The sequence below is a fragment of the Chryseolinea serpens genome (genome assembly GCF_900129725.1).
Classification (GTDB): domain Bacteria; phylum Bacteroidota; class Bacteroidia; order Cytophagales; family Cyclobacteriaceae; genus Chryseolinea; species Chryseolinea serpens.
This window is the reverse complement of the sequence record NZ_FQWQ01000001.1, coordinates 1,096,345-1,122,977: the sequence shown is the minus strand read 5'-3', so window position 1 is coordinate 1,122,977 and position 26,633 is coordinate 1,096,345. Positions and strand designations below refer to the sequence as shown.

At 53.8% G+C, this 26,633-nt stretch carries 20 protein-coding genes; 16 read left to right on the top strand and 4 right to left on the bottom strand.

What is annotated here, in order from left to right:
- The first annotated feature begins 18 nt into the window (after window positions 1-18).
- From BUB30_RS04350 to BUB30_RS04325, 6 genes are all read left to right on the top strand, one after another.
- Window positions 19-1,623, top strand: coding sequence for a RagB/SusD family nutrient uptake outer membrane protein (locus tag BUB30_RS04350; RefSeq protein ID WP_073131406.1), 1,605 nt, complete (start codon window positions 19-21; stop codon window positions 1,621-1,623).
- 13 nt (window positions 1,624-1,636) lie between these two features.
- On the top strand, window positions 1,637-3,256 hold the full coding sequence (locus tag BUB30_RS04345) for a cadherin repeat domain-containing protein (protein WP_073131404.1): 1,620 nt from the start codon (window positions 1,637-1,639) through the stop codon (window positions 3,254-3,256).
- A 426-nt stretch (window positions 3,257-3,682) separates the two neighbouring features.
- On the top strand, window positions 3,683-6,511 hold the full coding sequence (locus BUB30_RS04340) for an alpha-amylase family glycosyl hydrolase (RefSeq protein WP_073134783.1): 2,829 nt from the start codon (window positions 3,683-3,685) through the stop codon (window positions 6,509-6,511).
- A gap of 23 nt (window positions 6,512-6,534) precedes the next feature.
- Window positions 6,535-8,403, top strand: coding sequence for a glycoside hydrolase family 13 protein (locus tag BUB30_RS04335; RefSeq protein WP_245804029.1), 1,869 nt, complete (start codon window positions 6,535-6,537; stop codon window positions 8,401-8,403).
- Window positions 8,404-8,821: 418 nt separating this feature from the next.
- Window positions 8,822-9,274 (top strand): DUF6934 family protein, encoded by a 453-nt coding sequence (locus tag BUB30_RS35920; RefSeq protein ID WP_394333993.1) that lies wholly within the window; start codon window positions 8,822-8,824, stop codon window positions 9,272-9,274.
- Window positions 9,275-9,289: 15 nt separating this feature from the next.
- Entirely contained in the window at window positions 9,290-9,475 is a 186-nt protein-coding gene (locus BUB30_RS04325) for a hypothetical protein (protein ID WP_073131400.1), read from the top strand.
- Between the two features lie 139 nt (window positions 9,476-9,614).
- On the opposite strand, the gene BUB30_RS04320 is transcribed toward BUB30_RS04325, so the two are convergent.
- Window positions 9,615-10,937 (bottom strand): vanadium-dependent haloperoxidase, encoded by a 1,323-nt coding sequence (locus tag BUB30_RS04320; protein WP_073131398.1) that lies wholly within the window; start codon window positions 10,935-10,937, stop codon window positions 9,615-9,617.
- 292 nt (window positions 10,938-11,229) lie between these two features.
- On the opposite strand from BUB30_RS04320, the gene BUB30_RS04315 reads away from it, so the two are divergent.
- The 6 genes from BUB30_RS04315 (at window position 11,230) to BUB30_RS04290 (ending at window position 15,202) form a co-directional block, all read left to right on the top strand.
- Complete coding sequence (locus BUB30_RS04315; protein ID WP_073131396.1) at window positions 11,230-11,958, top strand: LytR/AlgR family response regulator transcription factor; 729 nt, start codon at window positions 11,230-11,232, stop codon at window positions 11,956-11,958.
- A 420-nt stretch (window positions 11,959-12,378) separates the two neighbouring features.
- Window positions 12,379-12,984, top strand: a complete 606-nt coding sequence (locus tag BUB30_RS04310; protein ID WP_073131394.1) for a sugar transferase — start codon at window positions 12,379-12,381, stop codon at window positions 12,982-12,984.
- Window positions 12,971-13,591: an acetyltransferase gene (locus BUB30_RS04305; RefSeq protein WP_073131392.1), complete on the top strand. Its 621-nt coding sequence runs from the start codon at window positions 12,971-12,973 to the stop codon at window positions 13,589-13,591. The genes BUB30_RS04310 and BUB30_RS04305 overlap by 14 nt, the downstream gene beginning before the upstream one ends.
- Window positions 13,588-14,214: an acetyltransferase gene (locus BUB30_RS04300; RefSeq protein ID WP_073131390.1), complete on the top strand. Its 627-nt coding sequence runs from the start codon at window positions 13,588-13,590 to the stop codon at window positions 14,212-14,214. The genes BUB30_RS04305 and BUB30_RS04300 overlap by 4 nt, the downstream gene beginning before the upstream one ends.
- Window positions 14,215-14,255: 41 nt before the next feature.
- Window positions 14,256-14,798 carry an exosortase family protein XrtF gene (gene xrtF / locus BUB30_RS04295; RefSeq protein ID WP_073131388.1) on the top strand — a complete coding sequence of 181 codons (543 nt, stop codon included), beginning with the start codon at window positions 14,256-14,258 and terminating at the stop codon, window positions 14,796-14,798.
- A complete protein-coding gene (locus BUB30_RS04290; RefSeq protein WP_073131387.1) occupies window positions 14,795-15,202 on the top strand; it encodes an exosortase F system-associated membrane protein in 408 nt (135 codons plus the stop codon). Before xrtF ends, BUB30_RS04290 begins: the two co-directional genes overlap by 4 nt.
- A gap of 54 nt (window positions 15,203-15,256) precedes the next feature.
- Here the strand turns inward: BUB30_RS04290 and BUB30_RS04285 are convergent, their stop codons facing one another.
- Complete coding sequence (locus tag BUB30_RS04285; protein ID WP_073131385.1) at window positions 15,257-16,660, bottom strand: FAD-binding oxidoreductase; 1,404 nt, start codon at window positions 16,658-16,660, stop codon at window positions 15,257-15,259.
- Between the two features lie 124 nt (window positions 16,661-16,784).
- A complete protein-coding gene (locus BUB30_RS04280; RefSeq protein WP_178377021.1) occupies window positions 16,785-17,867 on the bottom strand; it encodes a nickel-binding protein in 1,083 nt (360 codons plus the stop codon).
- A gap of 618 nt (window positions 17,868-18,485) precedes the next feature.
- Here BUB30_RS04280 and BUB30_RS04275 point away from each other — a divergent pair.
- The 4 genes from BUB30_RS04275 (at window position 18,486) to BUB30_RS04260 (ending at window position 25,393) form a co-directional block, all read left to right on the top strand.
- Window positions 18,486-20,237 carry a cellulase family glycosylhydrolase gene (locus BUB30_RS04275; protein WP_073134779.1) on the top strand — a complete coding sequence of 584 codons (1,752 nt, stop codon included), beginning with the start codon at window positions 18,486-18,488 and terminating at the stop codon, window positions 20,235-20,237.
- A 536-nt stretch (window positions 20,238-20,773) separates the two neighbouring features.
- Window positions 20,774-21,235: a (2Fe-2S)-binding protein gene (locus BUB30_RS04270; protein WP_073131381.1), complete on the top strand. Its 462-nt coding sequence runs from the start codon at window positions 20,774-20,776 to the stop codon at window positions 21,233-21,235.
- Between the two features lie 8 nt (window positions 21,236-21,243).
- Complete coding sequence (locus BUB30_RS04265; RefSeq protein WP_073131379.1) at window positions 21,244-23,421, top strand: molybdopterin cofactor-binding domain-containing protein; 2,178 nt, start codon at window positions 21,244-21,246, stop codon at window positions 23,419-23,421.
- Window positions 23,422-23,605: 184 nt separating this feature from the next.
- Entirely contained in the window at window positions 23,606-25,393 is a 1,788-nt protein-coding gene (locus BUB30_RS04260; protein ID WP_073131377.1) for a DUF885 domain-containing protein, read from the top strand.
- 66 nt (window positions 25,394-25,459) lie between these two features.
- On the opposite strand, the gene BUB30_RS04255 is transcribed toward BUB30_RS04260, so the two are convergent.
- On the bottom strand, window positions 25,460-26,623 hold the full coding sequence (locus BUB30_RS04255) for an FG-GAP repeat domain-containing protein (RefSeq protein ID WP_073131375.1): 1,164 nt from the start codon (window positions 26,621-26,623) through the stop codon (window positions 25,460-25,462).
- Window positions 26,624-26,633 lie beyond the last annotated feature (10 nt).

The window sequence follows — 26,633 nt, the reverse complement described above, 5'->3', positions numbered from 1 at the left end:
CAACAGACATTATTCTATATGGAAAATAAAAAGATATTACGAATAGCGTTCATCGCCCTTTTAGGCGGGGTGTTTGGCTGCACCGACCTGGACGTAACGCCCAAGAATGCCGCGGTGGGAGATGTGGTTTTCACCGACCCTGCGGCCTATAAGCAATCGCTTGCCAAAGTGTATGCCGGCCTGGCCATCGGTGGCCAGTCGTCGGGCGATGGCAACTCCGACATCAGCGGGATCGACGGCGGGTTCTCGCAATACATCCGCATGTATTTCAACCTGCAGGAGCTTCCTACCGACGAAGCCGTGATCGGCTGGAACGACGGCACCATCCAAACCCTGCACTTCCAGAACTGGACCTCGCAAAGCGAATTCATCAACGCCATGTTCAACCGTGTTTATTTCCAGGTGTCGATGGCCAACGAATTCCTGCGCCAGACCACCGATGATTTGTTGACGGCGCGTGGCGTTACCGATGCCATGAAAGCCGACATCAAACAATACCGCGCCGAAGTACGCTTCCTCCGCGCGCTCAGCTACTGGCACGGTCTCGACATGTTTGGCAGCATTCCGCTGGTGCCCGAAACAAACCCCATCGGCACGGATGCTCCCGGTCAGCCGGAGGGCGGCAAACAAGATGTATTCAACTACATCGAAAGCGAACTGCTCGCAGTGGAACCCGACCTGGGCGGAGCCAAGAAGATGGAATATGCCCGCGTAGACCAGGCGGCTGCCTGGATGCTGTTGGCAAAATTGTATCTGAACGCCGAGACCTATATCGGTACAAAGAAGTATACCGAGTCGCTCACGTATTTGAACAAGATCATCGCTTCCAATGCCTACACCCTCGATCCCGTATATGGCAATCTCTTCCTGGCCGACAATCATAAGTCACCCGAGATCATTTTTCCCGTGGCCTTTGATGGAACCTACACGAAGACCTACGGAGGCACCACCTTCCTGGCCCACGCGGCCGTGGGAGGCGACAAGATGAAACCTTCGGACTATGGCATCGACGGCGGCTGGGCTGGTCTTCGCATCACATCGAACGTTGTGAACTTGTTCGGACCGGCCGACGGTCGCGGCAACTTCTTCACCGATGGCCAATCGAAGGACATTCCTGCAACACCCAACACCAGCTTCAACCAGGGCTATGCCCATCCGAAATTTCAGAACGTAACTTCCCAGGGATCCCCGGGAAGCAACAGCACATTTGCCGACACCGATTTCCCGATGTTCCGCTTAGGCGATGTTTACCTGATGTATGCTGAAGCAGTTTTGAGAGGAGGCTCGGGTGGCGATGCCGGCACAGCCTTGGATTATGTCAACCAGCTTCGTGTCCGCGCCTATGGCAACACGAACGGAAACCTCCAGGCTGCCGACCTCACGCTCAGTTTCATCATCGACGAACGCGGCCGCGAGCTCAGCTGGGAATGCCACAGAAGAACCGACCTGGTTCGCTTTGGCTTGCTGACCGTGAACGATAGCAACGACCCGCGTGCCATCTGGGCCTGGAAAGGCGGCGAGAGCGCAGCCGGAAAACAAACACAAGCTTTCCGCAACGTGTTCCCCATCCCTGCAGCAGCCCTGACGGCCAATACCAAATTAAAACAGAATGACGGTTACTAAAACTGACAGAAACATGAAAAAGCTATTTCTATATTTTTCGCTCATTTTTGCCGCCGCGCTCTATTCCTGCCAGGAAGGCGTTGAGAACGTGGACGGGCAACTCAGTTTTCCGCCGACCATCTTGAGCTCCAGTCCGACCGTTAGCGTGAAGATCGGCACGTTCGATCTGAAGGCCGTTTTAGTGAGCGGCGCCCCGCTGACGTCGGGAACGCTGACCCTGAAAGATAAAGACGGCAATACCTTGTATACGATGACAGAAGGCCTGAGCGGAACAAAAGATTCCCTCGTGGCCAAGTCGAGCGACTTCAATTCTGCCGCGCTGCCGTTGGGTGACTATACGATGGAGATCTCCGCGGTAAACACCCGCAACCTGACCACGACGAAGTCGGTGGCGTTCGCCGTTTCCCAAACCTTGTACCCGGCCAAGAACACGAAGATGTACATCGCCGGTGAGTTCAACGGCTGGGGTGCAGCGGAACTGACGCTGATCAGTGACTTTACCTGGGAGATCAAGAACATCGATCTGCAAGGCAAAGCCTGGAAACTGAAAAACACGCCCGACTGGACCGACGAAGACTGGGGCGATCCCGGCTGCGACGGTTTGATGAACTCCAACAAAGCCGAAGGTGGCAATGGCAACACGGATTGTAAATTCTCGGGCCTTGTCAACGTGACCTTCAACGACCAGACCCTCACGTATTCCGTGAAGCCCGCCGTGAATTTCAAGACCAACCTTTCGGGCCTCTTTGTGTTGGGCAACTTCAACAATTTTGAAGGCGACGAGAGCAAGTTCCAATTGAAAGCCGACAACAGCTGGGAACTCGCCGAAGTGCGGCTGAAGCCCAACGACGAATTCAAATTTTCGGAGAGTCCTTATTTCAAAGGAAAGAACTATGGCGATTCAGGAACAGAAGGCAAAGCAGCCGAATTTGGACCTAATTTTGTTTGGGCCGGAGCCGACGGCTTCTATAAGGTAACGTTTAACGACGCCACCCTGAAGTATACGATCACCCTGGTGCGCTATCCCTATCCTGATAAATTATATCTCGTAGGCGATGCCTCTTCGGCAGGTTGGAATCCCGGTGCATCCATTCCGTTTATCAAAACAGCGGATGGCAAATTTGAAATGTATGCCTGGCTGAAGCATACCAACACCGACGGCGGATTCAAGATGTTACAGATCCAGGACTGGCCCGGCGCATGGGGCAAGAGCACCGACGGTAACCTCGCACAAGATGGAGGCAACAACATCCAGGTGCCTGTCGATGGATTCTATCGCATCACCGCCGACTTCCTAACATTGAAATACACCACCACCCTCACCACGTGGGCGGTAGTGGGCGATGCCACTCCCGGTGGATGGCCAGCCAGCGATCCCGACCCGGGCGTGTTAACCCTCACCGGCGGCATCGGAACCTACACGCTGTCCATCGACAACATGGTACTCACCGGCGGCACGCATGAATTGAAGTTCCGGGCCAACAACAGCTGGGACATCAACCTCGGCGACGGCAATGCCGACGGCGTCCTGGAATATGGCGGCGGAAACATCAAGTCACCCGGCGACGGAACTTACTTAGTCGAGCTCATACTCGCGCCGACAGGCTACACGTACAAGCTCACGAAAAAATAATGTTTGCGAAAAGTTGGTAGGGGAGAGACACATCCAGCGCTGGCTGCTGGATGCTCTCACCCGCCAGCTTTTTTCTCCCAAAAGGAACACCGCCCATGTTGGTGTTCTTCACCAACATGAATCTGGAGGGAACATAATGACGAATAAAGACACACTTGAATGCAAACACCTAAGCAAAAGCATTTAAAAATTTCAACAACATAAAACGGATTCCCCACACCCTCTTGTTGGTGTCCCACCAACAAGAATTCGAAGGGGTACCCACCATCACACACACAAACACATTCTGATCACACCCTCACAGACAAAGACATTAAAAATTTTAAACAAACCACAACGATCCCCTTATTGGTGTCTCACCAACAAGAATTCGGAGCCCAACCACACCCACTCCCAAGCATGAAAACTCAAAGAAACCTCAACGGCATGAAACGGCTACTTATACCATTATTTCTACTATACACCCTACAACTCACCCATGCCCAAATCGTAACCACCGTCCCGGCATTCCCCGTGGCCGACCAACCCGTCACCATCACGGTAGACGTCTCCGGCACCAGCCTCGACAAATTTGCCTGGAACAACGACACCAATCCCGTCTACATCTGGACCTGGCTCAAAGACAGCAACGGCAATTCCGTCGACGCCCCCACCAACGTGAACCCCGCCACCTCGCCCGGGCAAGATGCAGCAAAGTGCTACCGGTTAACAACCAACCCCGATAAATACACCATCACCTTCACACCGACAACCTTTTTCAACAAACCCGCCTCCGCCATCACCCAAATCGGCCTGAAACTAAAAAGCCGCGACTGGAGCGAGAACAAACAGACGGACGTCGACAAATACATTACCATCACCACCGGGTTCTCCGTGAAGTTCACCACCCCAACCCAAACCACCTTTTTTGTGAACACCGGCGACCAGATCCCCATGACACTGAAGGCTTCGGCCACAGCCGACCTCGAAATAAAAGTGGGAGGCGTTTCAAAGGCCACCATCCTTCAAAACACAACCCTGAACTATACCCACACGGTAACCGAGACCGAGGGATCGGTCACTGTGGAGGGATCGGCCAACAATGGAACCGACACCAAGACCAGCACCTTTTCGTACTATGTCCGCACCACCACGGCCAATGCTCCGCGCCCCGCAGGCATTATCGACGGCATAAATTATGACAGTGGCGACCCAACCCACGCCACCCTCAGCCTGCTAGCCCCTGGCAAAACTTCGGTGTACGTGCTCGGTGATTTTAACAACTGGGCCATCGACGAGGATTATAAAATGAAAAAAGACGGCGAGCATTTTTGGCTCGCGCTGAACGGACTCGTGGCAGGAGAGGAGTATGGTTTTCAATACCTGGTGGATGAGTCGATCAAGATCGCCGACCCCTATGCCGATAAAGTGCTGGACCCGGATGATCAATATATCCCGGCAACGACCTATCCCAGTTTAAAGCCTTATCCTTCGCAAGCCCTCAACACGCAATGGTACTTCAACCGCGTGGCCGTGTTGCAGACGGGACAAACACCGTTTGCGTGGACGGCCTCGGGCTATCAAAAACCCGCACCGGAAAATCTCGTCATCTATGAGTTGCACATCCGGGACTTCTTTGGCGAAAACGCCCGCAACTACCAGAGCCTCATGGACACCATCGGCTATTTCAAAAAACTCGGCATCAACGCCATCGAACTGATGCCCATCACCGAATTCAACGGCAACGACAGCTGGGGCTATAACCCCACGTTTATGTTTGCGCCGGATAAATATTACGGCAGCAAAAATAAGTTCAAAGAATTTATAGACATCTGCCACCTCAACGGCATTGCCGTGATCATGGACATGGTGTTGAACCACCAGGATCTTCCCAATGCCTATGTGATGATGGATTTTGACTTCACGGGCATGAAACCCAACCCCACCAACAAATGGTTCAACGTGACGGCCACCCACCCGTACAGCGTTTTCTTTGACATGAACCACGAAAGCAAATACACGCAGCAATATGTCGATACCATAAACTATCACTGGCTGAACGAATATAAAGTTGACGGCTTCCGCTACGACCTGTCGAAAGGATTCACCCAAAAGAATTCCGGCAGCGACGTGGCGGCCTGGTCTGCATTTGACCAATCGCGCATCGACATCCTGAAGCGCATGGCGGCCCGCGTCCGCACCCACACGCCCGATGCCTACCTGATCCTGGAACACTTTGCCGACAACTCCGAAGAAACCGTTCTCGCCGCCGACGGCCTCATGCTCTGGGGAAATGAGAACTATGCCTACACGCAAAGCGCCATGGGCTTTAGTGCGGGCTCGGATATTTCGTGGGGGTATTACAAGACCCGGAGCTGGACCGATCCGCGACTGGTGTCCTATATGGAGAGTCACGATGAAGAACGCATGATGTATAAGGCGCTGAACTATGGGAATTCATCCGGTACCTATTCGGTGAAAACCCTGGCCACCGCGCTAAATCGCATGAAAGCAGCCGCCACCTTTTTCTACACGTTGCCCGGGCCGAAGATGCTATGGGAATTTGAGGAGCTGGGATATGATCAAAGCATCAACCGTTGCAGCGACGGCACCATCAGCAACGACTGCCGCGTCACGGCCAAGCCCGTGTTGTGGAACTATCAGACCGTGCCCGAGCGCGACGCCCTGCACGACTATGTGGCCGACCTCCTCCGGCTTCGAAACACGTATAGCGTCTTCACAAAAGGTGATGCCACCGTTACCACGGGCAATCAATTGCTAAAACAGATCACGCTAATGAACAATCCCTACACCGCGACCCCTGCGGATGCCAGCCAGATGAATGTTCAGATCGCAGGAAATTTTGACGTGACGCCTCAAAACGTCAGCGTAACGTTCCCGCACACCGGCACGTGGTATGACTACATCAAAGCCACGCCACTGTCCGTAGCCAGCAATTCCATCAGCATGACCCTGCAACCGGGGGAGTACAGACTCTACACCGACGTGGCTTTGAAAACCATTACCGGGGTAGAGGAGGAGCGTCACACACTTTCCTATACGGTCTACCCCAATCCATCCACCGGCGTGTTGCAGATCGAAGCTGCCGATAAAAGCGACCTCGACGTTCGCGCTTTCAACACCCTGGGACAGCCGATGGCGCTCCACAAAGTTGACCGGAATCATTGGGATGCCACGTCCTTCGCTCCGGGCCTGTACATTTTAAAGATCGGGAAGGGAACGACGCAGTACACCACGACCATCATCAAAAATTGACCACCTCACTTTATCCCCACGCCATGAAACCAACGATACCCGCGTTCATGAAAATAGTTTTCACACTTTGCTTGGCCTTGTGTTTACTCCCGGCCAAAGCGCAGTCACCCGACGTGTATCCGCCGCATTGGTGGGTGGACATGAAATGGAACAAAGTGCAATTGCTGGTCCGAAGCACGCAACCGGATTTCAACCAGTCCGATGTCCGCATCAACTATCCGGGCGTCACACTCGACAAGATCGATCGTCTGGAGAACGCCCACTACTATGCCCTCGACCTCACCGTGGCGCCCGGCACAAAACCGGGAAATGTTTCCATCGATTTTATCCGCAAAGGAAAAACCAAGTCCGTGACCTGGGCCCTTCACCCGAGGCGGGCCGGCAAGGGTAAAGATTTTGCTCAGGGCGTTGATGCCGGCGATTTCATCTACCTGCTCATGCCCGACCGCTTCAGCAACGGCGACGTCACCAACGACCACGTGGCGGGTATGCGCGATCAGACCCTGAACCGCGATTCCATCTATCATCGTCACGGCGGCGACCTCCAGGGCGTGATCGATCATCTCGACTACCTCCAGGGCCTCGGTGTGACCGCCCTGTGGATGACACCCGTCATCGAGAACGACATGCCCAATCGCACCGAGCACGGCTATGCCATGACGAATCATTACAAAGTGGACCCAAGGTTAGGGGGAAGCGACGCTTATAAAAAACTAAGCGACGAACTGCACAAACGGGGCATGCGACTCATCCAGGATGCGGTTTACAATCACGCCGGGTTATATCACTTCACCGTACAGGACAAACCCATGAAAGACTGGCTCCACGAATGGCCAGCCTATACCAACACCAACTATCGCGACGGTGCCTGGATGGACCCCCACGGCACAGAGACTGACCGCAAGCGCATGGCCGACGGATGGTTCACCCCCATGATGCCCGACCTCAACCATGAAAATCCCTACATGGCCAACTACCTCATTCAAAATGCCCTGTGGAGTGTGGAAGAATTTGGAGTGGATGCCTGGCGCATCGACACGTATATCTACAACGGCCTGGAATTTATGAACCGCTGCAACGCCGCGCTGTTGGAAGAATATCCCAAGCTGCACTTGTTTGGCGAAACCTGGGTGGGAAGTCCGTTGAACCAATCCTACTTCATGGAGAACAACCTCATGGTTCCCTTCAAGAGCAATCTCCCGGGCGTCACCGATTTTCAGACGGCCTTCAACATCGCCGCCGCCCTCGACAATCCCAACGACGGACTGAACCGGTACTACACCATGCTCACGCACGACTTCGTCTACAAAGATCCCATGAAGCTGGTCACCTTCCTCGGCAACCACGACATGAATCGCTTCTACACGCAAGTGAAAGAAGACCTCGCCAAGTACAAGATCGGCCTCGGTTGGCTGCTGACGACTCGGGGCATTCCTCAATTCTACTACGGCGACGAAGTGCTCATGAAAGGCGCCACCTACCCCGCCGACGGCTGGGTTAGGCTGGACTTCCCCGGCGGCTGGAAGGGCGACAAGAAGAATGCTTTCACGCAAGAGAACCTCACTCCCCAGGAGCGGGAAACCCAGGCCTATGTGAAAGCCCTCGCCAACTACAGAAAATCCTCATCCGCCATCAAAAGTGGCAAACTCACACAGTACGTCCCCAAAGACAATGTCTACGTCTATTTCCGTCACGACAACACGCAAACCATCATGTGTGCCATCAACCTGAACGGCACCGAGAAAACCCTGCAACTGTCGGACTATGCGGAACGGACGAAAGACTTCCAGGGCAGCAAAGACGTGCTCACGGGAAAAACCTCCAACGGCACCTTAACGATCCCGGCGATGACCATGACGATCGTTGAACTTACGAAACAGCAGAACGAGTAGCGATAAAAAGAATAACACAAAAGTGCTCACCGGGTCAATCTCGGTGGGCACTTTGCATTTAATGAATTTTGAATTTTCCAGGCGGCCCCCCTCGGAGGCCTCGGGGCCGGGCTATCCGTTCCAAGTCCGCCCGCCCTTTGCACGCTCATTTTAAAACCCAGATTAAATATTTGCCGGTGTCTCACCGACAAATCACACTCCCAGTCGCCAACGCACTTCGGGCTTTCCACTTCTATCCCTGGCCGGTGTACATTTAAAGTTTTCGGCGATCAATTTTACTAAAAGCCACGACCGAAATCTTTTCACTTTAAAATCGTCTGATTTTAAACTGCAATTTCCTTTCAGTTGTAAAGATTATTCTTGCAAAAGACTTGATGCCGGTAACGGTCCCGTTGTGTGAGGTTTGAAGTGTTAGCTTATGGATTTGCCCTATTATTCCCTGCGATCGGCGCGTAGCCGTTTATGGTGCACTTTCTACAGTGAAGGGCCCCGCGGTAGAATTCTTAAGGCCATCCGATTTGTGATGGTTCAGGCATCCCCGGCAGTATTTAATGTGACGCTCGGGGATGTTAAGATCGAGTTCGGCGAAGTAGACACACTAGTAGTTTCAAATAATGGTGACAGAGATAAGATTTTGAGAACAGTGGCGGAATCAATAATCCTGTTTTGCAGACGTTACCCACAAGCATACGTTTTGGTTAGTGGGAATTCGCCGGTAAGAAATAGATTGTATCGCATGATCATCTCCAACCGAATAAACGAAATACGTCAATATTGTGAAATATACGGCATGATCGGATTGCGCGGCTATCCATTCCGTGAAAGCCAAAATTATAACGGTTTTTTAGTGAAGGGTTTGAGAAAACGCTAACTTTAACATACACACATGAGCACCGCAGCATCAAAAAGAAATTCAAAAAAAATCGACCCACAAAACAAGGGTAGAAAAATCTATATTACGAAACGCATCTGGTATTACGAAAACGATCCGTTCGATGAGGCCGCCAAACAACTCTTAAAGGGATTCGATTTTTCCCAGATCATGGATGATAAGTCGGGTTCTGAACAATAAACTCCTCGTCAAGGAGATTTTGAGTCATAGACGAAAACTCGATAAAAAAAGATTGATGCCACAAGAAAAGCTTCGAACCCCATCGGTGTTCGAAGCTTTTTTGTTTGAATTTTCGCTCTAAAAAATAAGCACGAAGATTCTAATGATCGTGCCCCACTTTAAACGGCAGGCTATTGACCATATTCCCAACCGCCTTACCTTGAATGAGCCCATCAGCCGCGGTCTTGTTGTAGTGAATTCCAGCGAGCACGCGCGACCATGCGCCATCTTCTGCATATTCGGCCAGGGTGTTATAGGATCGTGCGCCAAAGGTTGCCTCATGTGTGCGGTCAACAAAAGCACACTTCTTGCCGAAGAAGCTTTCCAGCACCACCGACGATGCCTTGCCAATCACAGTGTGGGCCGAAGCATACTCCGGGTGTGGCGGGGTAGGGACCACCGTGTTCCAGGTGGTGAAGCCCATGACGTTTCGAATGTAGGAGATGGGCCGGATCACATTATAGCGATATTTTGTTTTGAAAACGGAAATGATGGCATCCCGAAGCGCGATGCCGTGCTTCGCATAGACCAGGGCCGCTTCGTCGAGCTTTAATTTTTTCAGGATGATCAGTTGCGTCGCGATATTCGTGAAGTGAGCCGTGCCATTAAAGTTGCCAGGGATGTCGGCCCAGGTTTTTGCCGTGATGATGTCGGCGGGGGTGAGCGATTGCGAAAGGGTGTAGGAGAAGTTCACCATGTTATAGAAATCAGAACCAGGCTCTTCGGAATAGGGCGGCAGCGGGAAAGTTGTCGGCTGTGTTTGGGCGGCTATGCCGGGTGTGAACGATCGGTCATTTCCCACATAGGGCGATGCTGCCGGTAGAAAGGCAGGAGGTGTCGGTATCCACAGGCCGGGGCCGACGGGAGGGACGTAGGTGTTTGGCTGGGGCTTGTAGGCTTCATGACTGCCATCGGTCTTCGACCATTCAAAGATCGCTTCCGCCACGCTCCGGCCGAAGTTGGCCGAGTTTTGCAGCACGGTGGCGTGGGCCTCGCCTTGAAACTGTGTGTTGAATGCGTCCTCCAATGAATCGATGGTGACCTTGTTTGCAGCCGACGTGCTTTCGAACAGGTTCCGGATCATGCTGGCCATCGCGGCGTTGGCGCTGGCCGGCCAATAATACGACTGGCAATCAGCCGGCACCACGGTGGTCGGTCCACCCACGAAAGGCAAGATCGATCGATACCCCGGCATACCGGGCACGATCGACTCATAGAGAGAAAGTCCCGTGTAGGCAAACGCACGACCGGTTACTCCCGGACTGTAACCCGCTGTCGTCTTCGTTAATTTCTGTTGCAGATTGATCCATGTGGTGGCTACGGTAGACGAATATTTTTTTGCTGCGGGTTGTTTCCAATGCTCCTGGCAGGTGGAGAAGACCAGAAGACAAACCATCATTAAGAAGGAGAGGTACTTTTTCATAAGCGGTTTTTTTTGGGGAGTGAATGATCATGGAAGTTACTATGCCCCGGGGACGGATACCCACATTTGAGCCGGACGGCACGCTTTTAGCGCCAGATGCCGCCTGGCGATGAGACCCACCAGCACACGCAGGCCTTGCGTGATCGCTGGCACGCCGGGATCACGCGTCGTTGCTGTCATTTTGCGACGAATGCCATTGGTCTACAAACTTCGTTATCCGACCGACTCCCGTCTCAAAGTTGACGTGGGTTATGCTTATATTTAAGTATATCCACGTCCTAAGCCCCTCTCTATGCTACACCACAAAAAACTTATTTGCCTGGCGGTGGATGACGAACCACCGGCCCTTTCCCTCCTGGAGCAATACATCGATAGCGTGCCGCAACTTGAACTGGCCGCCGCCTGTAACAACGCCGTAGATGCCCTGGCTGCACTGCAACACCACACCATAGATCTGCTTTTTCTCGACATACAAATGCCCCAGTGGCTGGGTTCGGATTTTATCAGGACACTGAATTGTCCACCGAAGATCATCTTCACCACGGCAGGCAGCAAATTTGCCGTAGAAGGTCTCGAAGTGAATGAGGTCGATTACTTGCTCAAACCCATTTCTTTCGAGCGCTTCATGAAAGCCGTGAACAAGGTCATGGAAACCCATCTCTCCACTGCGCCAACACAAAACCTGTTCACCGAAAAAGAAAGCGCCGACCCGCATCTGTATTTTCGTGCCGACCGAAAAATGATAAAGGTGAGTCTGGCCGATATCCTATACATCGAAAGCCTGAAGGATTACATCCGCGTGGTCACTCAAACCAAAAACATCATCACGCGGAAATCCATTTCGTCGCTCGAAGAAACCTTGCCGCCGCAGGCATTCATTCGCATCCACCGTTCCTTCATCATCGCCTTGAACAAAATAGATTCCTACAACAGCGAAATGGTGGAGGTCGCAAAGAAGAAATTACCCATCAGCAGGATGTACAAGCATGAGGTGGGAAGGCTGCTGAAGTTGGAGGCGTAGAATTATTTTAGCGAAACCGGTCCGAAAAAAGAGCAGGGCAATTCCGCACTGCCATGCGAAAAATTCTTTCGCCCGAAGGCGTATTGCCATTCAACGCCAGGGCTATACAAGGCGGGTATGCAGTAATATGGCCGTATTCCCGGACGCAAGCCAGGATTTGCTATGCAACCCGGCGTCATTCAACGCACAAGCTGTCCCGCTTGCTACTGAATCGCAAAGTGTCTGTAGAGAACCCACTGGCGCTTGGAAAGATACGCTGAGTGCCCGGATGGCCGAAGGCATCTACCCTCCGCCATCCGTTTTGTCTCCCTGCCATCAGCTTCACCCATGTCGATGATTCCCAGCATCTTGCCGCACCATCACCCCCCGCGCCAAATGACCAAAAAATACGTAATTTTACCCCGTTAACTTTGCCACAACTTGTATACTCGCGTAGTCAAACCATTTTTCGATCATTTTTGCTCCTTCATCATCTTAGTGGTCGCCTTGCCTATACTGCTGATCTGCATCCTCATGCTGCTCATCGCCAACCGTGGCAAGATCTGGTTCACGCAACCCCGGCCCGGGAGGAACGGCAGAATTTTTACGGTGGTGAAATTCAAGACCATGACCGACGAGTGCGACGCACACGGCCATTTGCTCTCCGACGAAAAGCGTCTCACGGCCATCGGGAAGTTCATCCGGAAAACTTCCCTCGACGAGTTGCCGCAGTTGTTCAACGTTTTGAAAGGCGACATGTCTTTTGTGGGACCCCGCCCGTTGCTGGTGGAATATTTGCCGCTCTACAGCGCCGAGCAGGCGCGCCGCCACGAGGTGAAGCCCGGCATTACGGGGTGGGCGCAGGTGAATGGACGCAATACGGTGTCGTGGCCAAAGAAGTTTGCCTATGATGTATGGTATGTGGAGCATATTTCGTTGGGATTAGATTTGAAAATCTTATTTTTAACGGTCCTCAAAGTTTTTAAGGCCGAAGGCATCAGTAGTGAGACATCTGTAACAATGGAAAAATTTCGTGGGAACCAATGATGTAATTCTTCAGGGAGGCGGCGAACACGCCCGTGTGGTGCTCGACAGTCTTCTGGCACAAGGGGCCAATGTGATCGCCCTGTTCGATCCCAAGTTTTCGGGAACCCTGTTTGGCGTGCCACAACGCGGCGCTTACGATCGGTCCTTTCGCGCCGACGCCCACGCCATCGTGGCCATTGGCGACAATGCCGTGCGCAAGCGGGTGGCGGAAGATACCATTCACCGGTTTACGAGCACGGTCCATCCATCGGTTGTCATGTCGCCGTTTGCCGAGGTTGGTCCCGGCAGCATGATCCTGCAGGGGGCGATCATACAGGCACAGGCGCGTATCGGCGAGCATGTTATTGTGAACACGGGCGCGCAAGTGGACCACGACTGTGTGGTGGCCGACTTTGTGCACCTGGCGCCGGGCGTCATCTTGTGTGGTACCGTGCGGGTGGGCCAGGGGGCTTTTATCGGCGCTGGGGCAACCATCATCCCCGGCAAAAAGGTAGGAGCCTGGGCAACGGTGGGGGCAGGCGCCGTGGTGCTCGACGATGTGCCGGAATATGCCGTAGTGGTTGGAAATCCCGCCCGTGTTATCAAATATAATACCCCACCGTTATGATACCGCTGTTGATCTATGGCGCCGGAGGATTAGGCAGGGAGGTGCTGTCCCTGGCGCGCACCGTCGGCTTCAAACCCATTGGCTTCCTCGACGACGCCATTGCTCCCCGCACCGAGATAAATGATCTTCGTGTGTTGGGCAGCGTGGAAGTGTTGCAAGCCTTTCACGATCCCATACACCTGGTCCTGGCGTTGGGCGATCCGGTCAGCAAGGCCAACGTGGTCAAGCGCATCGATCCGGCGAGGGTCGTCTATCCCATCTTGAAGCATTCTTCCGTCATCCTCCAGGATGAATATGCCATACAAATCGGAGAGGGCAGCATCCTCTGCGCCGGCTGCGTGCTCACCAACGATATCGTGTTGGGCAAACACGTGCTGCTAAACCTCAACTGCACGGTGGGGCACGACACCCGGATCGGCGACTGTTCCTCCATCATGCCCGGCGTGAACATTGCGGGTCAGGTCACCATCGGCGAGGCGGTGCTGATCGGGGCGGGAGCCAACATCAAGAACCGGGTGCGCATTGGCGACAAAAGCAAGATCGGCATGGGCGCCGCGGTCATCCAGGACATTGGTCCGGGCGTGACGGCCGTGGGGGTTCCCGCCAAAGTGGTTTTGCGTTAGGTCATTGTCATTTGGATAGGAAGCAGAAAAAAACAGAACGCATGTCCATGTCACTACAGGAATTTAAACCGACCATTTTTTTTCTTCTCAAGTTTGTAGGGATCTATGTCGTGGTCAATTTGCTGTATGGTGTGTATGTCTCCAGCTACCGTCCGCAGGTAGACGGGGCCACCCGTGAAGCCACGCGTCAAACATCGGGGATCTTGAATGTGTGCGGCTGGCCCACGCAAATCCGGGACGAAGCGAAATTGCCCATCACAAACCTCGTGTTTGAAGACCATAATATTCTGGCCGTCTATGAAGGGTGCAATGGCATCAACGTCGCCATCATTTTTCTGGCCTTCCTGTTTGCCTTTGGTCCCATAAGCCGCCCGTTGTGGTGGTTTGCGCCACTGGGTCTGGTCATTCTGCACGTGGCCAACCTCGGGCGACTCGGTTTGTTGTTTTTGGTGGCCGTCTACATGCCCAACGCGATGTACTTCACCCACAAATATTTATTCACGGCATTTCTTTATGTCGTTGTATTCGTCTTGTGGATCTGGTGGGTAAGAAAATATTCGGGTGTTAAACGGCAAAAAGCATGAAGGCCTATCGCATCGCCTGGGGTGTTTTCAGTGTCGCGGGACTCGTTGCCGTGTTTCTTTTACAACGCGTGGATGTGGCAGCGTGGGTGGGCTTTGGCAGTTCGGAAATAAGCCACTTCCTGTTCAACCGCACCCTCCGTTTTTTTCTGAACGATGCGTTGACCATCGGGCTGATCTATGCTTTGTTTGAAGAACGCAAATACGTGATCTTCGCCATCTATGTGCAGTTGATCGGACTGGTCTTTTTCCTGTTGCCGTATTTTGTGCTGAAAGTATATTACCCCTCCTATAATGGGCCGCTGATTTCGTTCCTGCACCGGCTCGTTCTCAACCCCACACTGCTCATGCTGCTGATCCCGGCGTTTTACTATCAGAAATTTGCTGCTCCCGGCGGAAAAAAATAATCTCCTGCGCCCGGCACGCGATGGTGCATGGGCGCAGGAGATGTTTAGAAAGGATCAGGGTTTTATATTCTGGTTGACGCTAAACAGATTTTTCGGATCGTATTTTTTCTTTAAAGTAACCAGCCTGTCGTAGTTGTCACCGTAGGTGGCTTTGATACGGTCCTGACCTTCTTCCATCATGAAGTTGATGTAGGAGCCGCCGGCGCCATGGGGACGGAGGTCTTCCCAATAGTGGCGTGCCCAATCGGTGATGCGGTCTTTGTTGGCCGGATCCGGATCGATGCCGGCGATCACCATGGTATAGGTGCTGTCGCGATAGTTCCAGGCCGTGTCCTTGCGTCCCACTTTGGCGGCGGCGCCGTTGGTGGGGTAGAGGTGCATGGTCGAGAACATGCTGGGCAGGTTCGAGCCGTATTTCAGGTGAATGTCGATGGCCTTGTCGGGCAGGGTGTTCACGTGGTCGCCTTTCCAGTACCATTGCATGCCGGCGGGATAGAGGGCGTCGAACAAGCTTTGCAGCACGGGGTGGGGAATAGGTCCGGCGAAGTCGAGGGCGGGTTTTTTAAAGGCGCGGATAGGCTTGAATGCATTTTCAGCATCCTCCAGGGCACCGGTGTAGCACCAAACAATGCCGCACATGTTCTTGGATTGCAACTCCGGTGGGAATGGGGCCACGGGGGGCACCACCAGGAAAGCAAAGAAGCCATAGAGGTCATCGGGAGCTTTCCGCATGAGGTCGTCAAACCACTTCATCATTTCCTTGGCGTCGTCCAAATGCCACAGCATGGGGCCGCCATAGACGGTGCTCACGGGATGGGCCTTGAACAGGAAGGAGGTGACCACCCCAAAGTTTCCACCGCCGCCGCGGATGGCCCAATACAGATCTTCATTTTGTTTTGCATTTGCGGTAACAAACGAGCCGTCGGCCAGCACCAGGTCGGCTTCCAGCAGGTTGTCGATGGTGAGGCCATAGCGCCGGGTCAGGTATCCCAGGCCGCCGCCGAGTGCCAGCCCTCCAATGCCGGTAGTACCGTTCACCCCGCAAGGAACGGCCAACCCAAAGGCGTGGGTGGCGTGATCCATGTCGGCCAGCGTACAGCCACCGTCCACACGCACGGTCTTGTTGGCCGCGTCTACGCGGATGCTCTTCATGAGCGAAAGGTCGAGCACCACGCCGTTGTCGCAGATGCCCAGGCCGCCGCCATTATGGCCACCGCCCCGGACGGCCAACACCAGTTTTTGATCGCGTGCAAAATTCACGGTAGCCATCACATCGGCCACATCGCGGCATTTCACGATGAGCAGCGGGTGTTTGTCGATCATGCCGTTGTACACTTTCCGGTCCGTGTCATAGGAGGCGTCGTTGCGGGTGATGACCAGGCCGCGCAATTGGGTGCGCAAAGTAGTTAGGGCTTGCTCATCGAGGGTTCTGGTCTCGTTTTCTAGTGTTGTGATCATAGAGGATTTTTTGTTAGGGTTGAACTTTGCATTCGGTACTTGAAATGCGAAACAAAGGAGGCAACCTCGGGGGAGGTAATCCACCAATACCTATTCATTCTTCAGCACTTTCTGATCAGCGGTCTCAACCTTTATGGTTTTCCGCGTAGGAGGAGGGGTTGCAACCGAATTTTTCGTGGAAGCACTTGGCAAAATAGGAGGCGTTGTTATAGCCCACCTCCAGGGCGATCTCTGAAATGTTGCCGGCTTTTTGTTTGATGAGCGACATCGCCTTTTCCATGCGCAGCTCGCGCAACAGATCATTGGGTGGGCGGCCAATGAGGGCGGTAACTTTCCGATACAATTGGGGGCGGCTCATGCCGATGTCGCGGCTCAGCGTGTCGATCGTGAACCGCTCGTCGGCCAGGCGTGATTCGGTGATCCGGAGCAGTTCCAGGATAAATCCTTCTTCTTTCGTGCTCAGCAACTTCACCGTATCGGCCCGGTCGTCCTCCAGCAGTTCTTCCTCCAGGCAAAGCTGTTTCACCAGCGACGACACCAGGATCTCTTCCTCGCGGGCCACGGTGCACAGGCGCAACGCCAGTTGCACCGCTTCCTCAAACAATTCCGAGGTTTCCGTTACGGGCTGCCCCGCACTCAGGCCGATCTTGAAATGGATGGGAGGATTTGCCTGTGCGATGGCTTCGCTCTGGCGGACAAGTAACTCAAGCTTTATCTTTTTCGCACAGCGTACAGCGTTCACCGAGTCATTGAACACGCCGATGAGATGATCGTTCGCGGCCCACTTGATGACACGACCATGAAAGGCGGCGATTTTCTCCAAGGCCAGTTTGCGTGCCTCCGTGGGATGTGCACCCTGTTCATGCCATAGCGACACGGCAAGAATATTCCGGTATCCCAAATCCAGTGAGCCGTCGGCATGATGCATGGGCCCGTTGTCGACCTGGTGGCCGTCGCCCATCACCAATTTGAAGAAATCGGGATCGACCTCCACGATGGAACACGCCAGGTGACCATGCGATTCTTTATGCACCGCCTCGCACGCATGGCGATCGGGTGCTTCGATCAGACAATAGATGGTGCCTTCTTTCGGATTGATCCAGAACTTGTGATACTTCACATGATGTTTCTCCTGCACTTCCAGGTCGGCCAGGTGAGCCAACACCACTTCGTCGAAAGTGGCGACTACGTTCTTATGGAAATCCATGTAAAGCGGCATAGTATTTTCAATAAAAGGAATACCTTAAAACCGGGCTTTGTTTCAGGATAGGGGGGTGAACTGAAATGAAGTTACGGTTTCGCCGGGGCTTTTGGTAGTCGATGTCCATTTATTTTTTGAGCAAAAATGCCGGTACCGGATTTCAGCGACCCCAATGGAAGGGACCGAATTCCGAGAGAAGGACCGCGTCATGTCGCAGGCACAAGTTTTCTTAAAAACTTCGCCAGTAGTTCAAGACATCCCGAATTCCGAAAGCAGTGAATCTGGATATACTTCGCACGGAATAAAACGAAAACCGGCAAAACACCGAATATGCCACGCCCCATAACGAACCCGGCAAACACCGAATGCACCACACCCCATTCAAATGCTGCGCAGATCCAATAAGCCATCCACGGGTTCCTTGAAATCGTGTGAAGCCAGATGAGGTTTGTGCCTGCGGAACGATGTGCGTCGATGACCGCGTCACGTACTTCGGAATTTCCGCTCGTCCTTCCTCAGAATACAACCCAAAATAAATTCCTACATTTACTTTCCAGCCTGAACCCGCCGCGCACCAGGCAGGGTGTTGTTTGGGTATGGATGTACTTCTACAACTCAAACGAAATGAATCTCCGAAAACGCATTGCATTCCTATCCGTAGCTTTACTCACAACGCTCACCCTAACCCTCCACGCCCAAGGCTTCCTCAAAACCGAAGGCAAATACATCGTCAACGATAAAGGTGAAAAAATAATCTTCCGCGGCATGGGGCTGGGTGGATGGATGCTGCAGGAAGGCTACATGCTGAGAGTTCAAGGCATCGGCCAACAGCAACATGTAGTCCGCGCCAAACTGAACGAGCTGGCCGGCAAAGAACAAACCGACGCCTTCTATAAAGCCTGGCTCACCAACAACACCCGCAAGATCGACATCGACTCGTTGAAAGCCTGGGGGTTCAATGCCGTGCGCCTGCCGATGCACTACAACCTCTACACCCTTCCCATTGAAGAAGAACCCACACCCGGCCAGCAAACCTGGCTGGAACAAGGCTTCGCCATGACCGACAACTTGCTGCAATGGTGCAAGGCCAATCAGATCTACCTCATCCTTGACCTCCACGGTGCCCCTGGGGGCCAGGGCAACGACAACAACATTTCCGATCGCGACCCGGCCAAACCGTCGCTGTGGCAGAGCGAAGCCAATCAGCAAAAGATGATCGCCCTCTGGCGCAAGCTGGCTGCGCGCTATGCCAACGAACCGTGGATCGGTGCCTACGATATCATCAACGAACCCAACTGGGGATTTGAAAAACCGGAAGACAAAAACGGCTGCGGAGAAACCGTCAATGCACCGCTGAAGAAGTTGATGATGGACATCACCAACGCCATTCGCGAGGTGGACAAAAATCATATTGTCGTCATCGAAGGCAATTGCTGGGGCAACAACTACAACGGCATCCTGCCGCCGTGGGACAAGAACATGCTCATCAGCTTTCATAAATATTGGAACTACAACGACCAGGCTTCCATATCGCGCATGCTCGACTTTCGCGAACAATATCAAACGCCAATCTGGCTGGGCGAAACGGGCGAGAACTCCAACGTATGGTTCCGCGATGCCATCCACCTGATGGAATCCAACGACATCGGCTGGACGTGGTGGCCGCTCAAGAAGCTGGGCGGCAATAACCCCCTCGAAGTGAAGGTGCCCGCCGACTATCAGAAGATCATCGACTTCTGGGCCAAACGCGGCCCGCAACCCACGCCCGCAGAAGCCTCAAAAGGATTGACAGAACTGGCCAACAACATAAAACTCGAAAACACCATCTACCACCCCGACGTGATCGACGCCATGTTCCGCCAGCCACACACGGACGCCACCAAACCGTTCAAGCCTTTCACCGTCAAGGCCGGCGCCACGTTGAAGGCCGTGGATTATGACCTCGGCAGAAATCGGTTTGCCTACTATGACAAAGATACGGCCAACTACTGGGTATCTACCGGCGGCAAACACACCGATGGCAACCGCGGCCACGCCTATCGCAACGATGGAGTAGACATCACCGTGGAACCCGGTTCAGTCGGCAACTATTTTGTGGATCATATCGAAACGGACGAGTGGCTGCAATATACCGTTAAGGCTACACGCAACGGTGCGCAACCCACTTCCTTCGTGGTAGCTTCGGAAGATGCCGGCGGCAAGATCAGCGTTGTTGTTAATGGTGTTCCTTACAAAAAGGAAATCCTGGTACAGGCCACGGCCGGTAAATGGCAGGCGATCGAAGTGAAGGACCTGGTGTTTAAAAAAGGAGAGAATGTTATTCGTGTTAAGGCGGTTGCCGGAGGGTATACGTTTAAAGGCATGAACTTTAAATAAAAATTTGAAGGATAAGGAAGTAAGGAAGGAAGGAAGTACTTCGCACGTTCTGCAAACGCACGTCGTTCCGCAGGCACACACGTCATCTGGCTTCGCACGATTTCAAGGAACCCCGTGGATAGCTCGTTGGATCTGTGCTGCATTTGAATGGGCGTGGTACATTCGGTGTTTGCCGGCTCGTTCTAAGGCGTGCCGTATTCAGTGTTTGCCGGTTTTCGTTTTATTCTGTGCGAAGTATATCCAGATTCACTGCTTTCGGAATCCGGGATGTCTTGAACTACTGGCGTAGGTTTAAAGAAAACTTGTGCCTGCGACATGACGCGGTCCTTGCTCTCGGAATTCGGGATGTCTTGAACTATGGGCGTAGCTGTTAAAAAAACTTGTGCCTGCGACATGACGTGATGGGCCTGGCGCGTAGGCGAGAACCTCAGCCCTTTGATGCCGCCTGCCATTCACCTCCCGCATCGACCAATGACCACAATCCGCTCCCAAAAAAGCCGCCCTTTTTACTATCTTACCTAACAAAAAAATACACCATGGCAAACTACAAGTTACAAATCAACGGCCGGACCCTCGAAGCCGACGTGGATGCGGACACCCCGCTTTTGTGGGTGTTGCGTGATCACCTGGGACTGGTGGGGACCAAGTTCGGTTGCGGCATCGCGCAGTGTGGTGCCTGTACGGTGCACGTGGATGGCAAGGCCATGCGCTCGTGCTCGCTCCCGGTTTCGGCGGTGGGAGCGAAGAAGGTAACGACCATCGAGGGGCTCTCTGAACTTGGCGATCATCCGGTGCAGCAGGCCTGGGATGAGGTGGATGTGGCCCAATGTGGCTATTGCCAGGCCGGGCAGATCATGACCGCGGCCGCTTTGCTGGCACAGAATCCCAAACCTACCAACGAGCAGATCGAGAACGCCATGCATGGCAACATTTGCCGTTGTGGCACCTATCACCGCATTCTAGAAGCCGTTGCATTGGCCTCCACAAAACTTAAATAACCCTCGCCATGACCTCGATACCAAAAACAAGTCGACGTGATTTTCTGAAGCTGGCGGCAGCCGCCGGCGGTGGCCTTGTGCTGGGCTTTCATTGGGAAAGTGCCGAAGCCAAGATCATGAACGTGATCCATGGCGGCACGGTAGCCGGCAGCGACATTTCGTTCAACAGCTACCTGTCCATCTCCCCGGATGACGTCATCACCATATTCTCCCCGAACCCGGAGTTGGGGCAAAATATAAAAACGTCGTTCCCCATGATCGTCGCCGAGGAACTGGACGCCGACTGGACAAAAGTCCACGTGCAGCAAGCCATGCTCGACACAAAAAAATATGAACGCCAGGTCACCGGCGGCAGCGGCGCCATTCCCCACAGCTGGGAACGCCTGCGCAAGGCCGGCGCCACCGCGCGCTACATGCTTATGGAGGCTGCGGCCAAGCGATGGAGTGTTCCCGCGTCGTCGCTCACGGCAGAGCATGGCGTCGTCTATCATAAGGAGAGCGGACGCAAGGCCACCTATGGCGAACTGGCCACCGATGCTTCGGCCATCGCTGTGCCTGCCGACGTGAAGCTGAAGGATAAAAAGGATTTCAAGTTGATCGGCACGGCCGTGCGCAATGTCGACAGCAAGCAGATGATCACGGGCAAGCCGTTGTATGGCCTGGATTTCTACCGCGAGGGCATGCTCTTCGCCATGCTCCAACGCCCGCCCGCCTTTGGCACAAAAATAAAATCCGTCGATGCCGCAGCGGCCAAGGCCATGCCCGGCATTGTGGACGTGGTCACGTTCAAGAACAATGTGGCCGTGGTGGGCAAATCCACCTGGCAGGTGAATAAGGCGCGCAAGGCGTTGAAGGTCGAATACGAACCCGATGGCGCGGCAGCGTTGGAAAGCACCACCGATCACGATCAGATCTTCAAAAAGCTTTTGGACAGCAGCGACCCCAACGTAGTGTCGGTAAAGCGCAAAGACGGCGACGCCGATGCGGCATTCAAAACAGCTGCGAAAGTGATCACCAAGGAATATCAATGTCCCTTCCTGTCGCACAGTCCGCTGGAGCCCATGAACTTCTTTGCACACGTGCGTCCCGATGGCGTCGAACTGGTGGGGCCGTCGCAAACGCCGGACATGGCGCGCAACGAGACCGCCAAATTGCTCAACATACCACCGGAACAGATCACCCTGGAACTCACACGGTTGGGAGGTGGCTTTGGCCGGAGATTGAAAGCCGATTATGTGCTGGAGGCCGCCGAGCTTTCCAGCCTCATCAAGGCGCCCGTGAAAGTGATCTGGACACGCGAAGACGACATGACCGGTGGCAGCTATCGCCCGGCCGTACGCTATCGCTTTTCGGCCGCCTTGGATGCGAAGGGCAACCTGGTGGGCTACAAACTGAGAGGCGTGGGCATCAATGCAGGCAACTGTACGCGGGAGGATAACTTTCCATCGGGTGCTGTAGATAATTTGCAGATCGAATCCATAGAACATAAATCGCCCATCACCACGGGGGCATGGCGCGCGCCGATCACCAACTTCCTGGCGTTTGCCGAGCAGGCATTCATCGACGAGGTGGCCATGGCGGCGGGTAAAGACCCGGTGGCCTTCCGGCTTGACCTGCTGGCCAAAGCCAAGACCACCCCGGTGGGCGCCATCAAGTACGACATCGACCGCATGAAGGGCGTGATCGACCTGGTGGTGGAGAAATCGCAGTGGGGCAAAAAGAAGGGCGTGTCGCAAGGATTCAGTGTCTATTTCTCGCACCGTTCGTATGTAGCCCAGGTGGCGGAGATCGAAATGAAAAAGGGAAAACCCGTGCTGGAAAAGATCCATGCCGCGGCCGACTGCGGTGTGGTGGTGAACATCAGCGGCGCCAACCAGCAGGTACGGGGTGGCGTGACCGACGGATTGGGTCATGCCCTGTTTGGAAGCCTCACCTTCAAGGACGGGGCCGCAGAGCAAAAGAACTTTAACAACTACCGCCTTATCCGCATGAAGGAAGTGCCCGCCATCGATGTCCATTTTGTGAACAACGGCATCGATCCCACCGGTCTTGGCGAACCCGCGCTGCCACCTACGGGTGGGGCGGTGGCCAACGCCTTGTTCAAGGCCCTGGGCAAACGGCTTTATAATCAGCCGTTCACCAAGCAGGAAGAACTGAAAGGGGTGAGTTTGGGTGAGCGTTTGTGAGAGCAAATGAACACGAAAACAGAAAGGAAAAAGCCGGTATGCAACCGGCTTTTTCTTTTTGGCGTCTTCACCCCGGGCGAAACTTTATAGTGACGAAAAGATTTCGCGCCTGTGAAAATCTTTCTTTACTTTGAGAACGACACGTTAATAACTCAACCCCATCCATAACCTAAACCTCAACTCTATGCGAAAACTCGTTTTGCTAAGCCTCCCTGTGCTGTTGTTCATGGCGGCCTGTAACAAGGCCCCCAAATCGGAAGTAGCGGCGATCAAGCCCACACTCGACACCCTCGTGGGCGAGTTCTACGAAGACTACCTGAAATTTTCACCCCTCAACGCCACCGTTATCGGCGACAACCGCTATGACAGCTTGTTGCCCAACACGTTGACGGCCGACTATCGCAACCAGGTAAAAGAACTCTATTCCCGCTATCGCGACCGCGTCACCGCCTACGATCGCGAAAGCCTGTCGGAAGACGATCAAATGAACTACGATGTGTTGCTGTGGGAGTGCGACATTGCGCTGGACGGCCTCAAGTTCAAGGACTACCTCATGCCGGTAAATCAATTCTCGGCCATGCATTTGTTCGTGGGGCAGATGGCCAGTGGCGCCAGCATTCACCCGTTCAAAACGGTGCAAGACTATGACAACTGGCTCAAGCGCTTGCATAAATACGAAGCCTGGTGCGACACGGCCCTGGTGAACATGAAGAAAGGCATCGCCGAAGGCTATGTGCTCCCCAAAGTGCTGGTGCAGAAAACTATTCCCCAGTTTGCTTCGATGGACCATGGCCCGGTGAAGGACCACTTGTTCTACGCGCCTATCAAAAACCTGCCCGCCGATTTCTCTGCCGACGACAAAGCCCGCCTCACGAAGGCTTATACCGAAATGATCGAAAAGCACATCATTCCGGCGCACCATAGGATCAAAGAATTCCTGGCCACCGACTACCTCAAAGCCGCCACCGACAAATCGGGCATCGATGCCATTCCCGGCGGAAAGGATTATTACAACTACCTGATCCGACTCTACACGACGACCACAAAACCTGCCGACGAGATCTTTGCGCTGGGTAAAAGCGAAGTGGATCGCATCACCAAGGAAATGGAAGCCGTGAAAGAGCAAGTTGGATTCAAGGGCGACCTCCAGGCCTTCTTCGTGAGCCTGCGCACAAAAAAGGAACTGACCCCGTTCACCAAGCCCGAGCAAGTGATCGCCCACTTCAACGAGATCCACGAGCGCATGAAGCCCAACCTCGCCAAACTGTTTTCCAAAACGCCGAAGACACCTTTCGAGGTGCGGCGCACGGAAGCGTTTCGCGAAGCATCGGCCAGCGCCGAGTATAATCCAGGCTCCAAAGACGGCTCCCGCCCCGGAGTGTTTTATGTGCCCATTCCCGACGTAAAGAAATACAACGTGCTTTCCGACGAAGACCTGTTCCTGCACGAAGCCATTCCCGGTCACCACTACCAGATCGCGCTGCAAATGGAAAATACAACGCTCCCGAAATTCAGGACCATCACCAACTACAGCGCGTATGCCGAAGGCTGGGGGTTGTATTCCGAGTCGCTCGGTAAGGAATTGGGATTGTATACCGATCCCTATCAATACTTCGGTATGTTGAGTGCAGAAATGCACCGCGCCATCCGCCTCGTGGTCGACGCCGGTATTCACACACAAGGCTGGACACGCGAGCAAGCCATTCAGTACTCGAAAGATCACGAAGCGAGAACGGAACAATCTATCGTGGCCGAGATCGAGCGCTACATGGCCATCCCGGGTCAGGCGTTGTCTTATAAAATCGGGCAATTGAAAATCCGCGAGCTGCGTGCGAAAGCGGAGAAAGAACTCGGCGATAAATTCAACATCTCCGAATTCCACAATCAAGTGCTGGATTCGGGTGGAATACCACTCAATGTGTTGGAAGGAAAGATCGACCGTTGGATTGCTTCGTTGAAAAAGCCGGCGTAAGCCTGATTAAATCCAATAGACCTTTAGTCGAAAGCGTTCCAGGTTAGCCGTTAACCTGGAACGCTTTTATTTTGCGGGTGAATGATTCCAATAGATCTTCAGATTATGCGACGCTCTTCCGGCCGCGATGATCTCTTTTTTGTCGTCGCCGTTCAGGTCGGCCACTTGTAGATCTTCGCAGGCGATTTCATTGTCATCAATGGAAATTGTGTTCCATTGTGTGTAGGTGTTGTTGGTGGGAACAAACATTTTTATGCCGGTCTTTTTATCGGCGTCCGGTTCACGCCAACCCACCACTACCTGGCTATTGCCCAGGCCCATTAGATCGCCCACGGCCAGCGCATGGCCCTGGTTGAGTGCGGTGGTGAGCACGTTTCGCGAGAACGTGTTGGTTTTTCCGGATGACGTGTAGAACGTAAGGTCCGTTCCGTGCATGGGCTCGACGGCGGCGATGTGCGTTTCGTTTCCAGAGATCGTTCGCCGTACTTCACCAAAACTTTTATCGGCGACAACCACCGGCCCGGGCTTCCACGTTTTGCCATCGTAATAAAATGCTTTGATCCCTTCTTTGCCGCCGACATAGATGGACTCATTTTTCCGTTCCGGGATGACATCGAGGTTGTGGGTGAGGTGCATGGAGCGGTCGATCAGGGCGTACTTCCATTTGCTGGCATCGTCGCGTTGCTTCGCCGGGGGAATGTAGGCCAGCACTTTCACGCCTTCTCCGGACCCATTGGCATTTCCCCGGCCATGAAGGGGCACGACCACGAGGTGGAATTGGGTGGGGCCGACCTGCACCCAACGCATGCGGTGCACGGTGGGCTCGTGGTGAAGCGCGGTGGCTTTCCAGGGTTGGGTTGGATCGCTGGGGCGGGAAAGATAAAAGACCGCTCCGGACTTCACCGTATCGGCCGTCTCGGAGGGGTTCCATTGCGCGCCCACGGCCACTTCCACTTTGCCATCCCGATCGATGTCGCGGGCGGCGATGCAGACGTTGTCGGATTCGGTGAGGTTTTCAGCCATCACAAAGCGTTTCCAGTCACCGTTGCGATACCAGACGAATTGTTTTTTGTCGGCCAATAAAATATCCGGCTTCCCGTCTCCGTCTACATCGCCGATGGCCAGGCCATAGCCGATGGAAACAGCATTGTCGACTACCTGGGGTTGAAAGGGAAGTTCCTGGGGGGTGAAGAGCCCTATCGCGAAAAGGGCAAAGAAATATCCGGGCATGGGGGTGGGG

Coding starts and splice junctions, on each gene's coding strand:
- BUB30_RS04345 (WP_073131404.1), top strand. CDS start 1,637: ATGAAAAAGCTATTTCTATATTTTTCGCTCATTTTTGCCGCCGCGCTC.
- BUB30_RS04290 (WP_073131387.1), top strand. CDS start 14,795: ATGAAGGCCTATCGCATCGCCTGGGGTGTTTTCAGTGTCGCGGGACTC.
- BUB30_RS04320 (WP_073131398.1), bottom strand. CDS start 10,937: ATGAAAAAGTACCTCTCCTTCTTAATGATGGTTTGTCTTCTGGTCTTC.
- BUB30_RS04315 (WP_073131396.1), top strand. CDS start 11,230: ATGCTACACCACAAAAAACTTATTTGCCTGGCGGTGGATGACGAACCA.
- BUB30_RS04280 (WP_178377021.1), bottom strand. CDS start 17,867: ATGGATTTCCATAAGAACGTAGTCGCCACTTTCGACGAAGTGGTGTTG.
- BUB30_RS35920 (WP_394333993.1), top strand. CDS start 8,822: ATGGATTTGCCCTATTATTCCCTGCGATCGGCGCGTAGCCGTTTATGG.
- BUB30_RS04265 (WP_073131379.1), top strand. CDS start 21,244: ATGACCTCGATACCAAAAACAAGTCGACGTGATTTTCTGAAGCTGGCG.
- xrtF (WP_073131388.1), top strand. CDS start 14,256: ATGTCCATGTCACTACAGGAATTTAAACCGACCATTTTTTTTCTTCTC.
- BUB30_RS04275 (WP_073134779.1), top strand. CDS start 18,486: ATGAATCTCCGAAAACGCATTGCATTCCTATCCGTAGCTTTACTCACA.
- BUB30_RS04335 (WP_245804029.1), top strand. CDS start 6,535: ATGAAACCAACGATACCCGCGTTCATGAAAATAGTTTTCACACTTTGC.
- BUB30_RS04325 (WP_073131400.1), top strand. CDS start 9,290: ATGAGCACCGCAGCATCAAAAAGAAATTCAAAAAAAATCGACCCACAA.
- BUB30_RS04300 (WP_073131390.1), top strand. CDS start 13,588: ATGATACCGCTGTTGATCTATGGCGCCGGAGGATTAGGCAGGGAGGTG.
- BUB30_RS04270 (WP_073131381.1), top strand. CDS start 20,774: ATGGCAAACTACAAGTTACAAATCAACGGCCGGACCCTCGAAGCCGAC.
- BUB30_RS04285 (WP_073131385.1), bottom strand. CDS start 16,660: ATGATCACAACACTAGAAAACGAGACCAGAACCCTCGATGAGCAAGCC.
- BUB30_RS04260 (WP_073131377.1), top strand. CDS start 23,606: ATGCGAAAACTCGTTTTGCTAAGCCTCCCTGTGCTGTTGTTCATGGCG.
- BUB30_RS04340 (WP_073134783.1), top strand. CDS start 3,683: ATGAAACGGCTACTTATACCATTATTTCTACTATACACCCTACAACTC.
- BUB30_RS04350 (WP_073131406.1), top strand. CDS start 19: ATGGAAAATAAAAAGATATTACGAATAGCGTTCATCGCCCTTTTAGGC.
- BUB30_RS04255 (WP_073131375.1), bottom strand. CDS start 26,623: ATGCCCGGATATTTCTTTGCCCTTTTCGCGATAGGGCTCTTCACCCCC.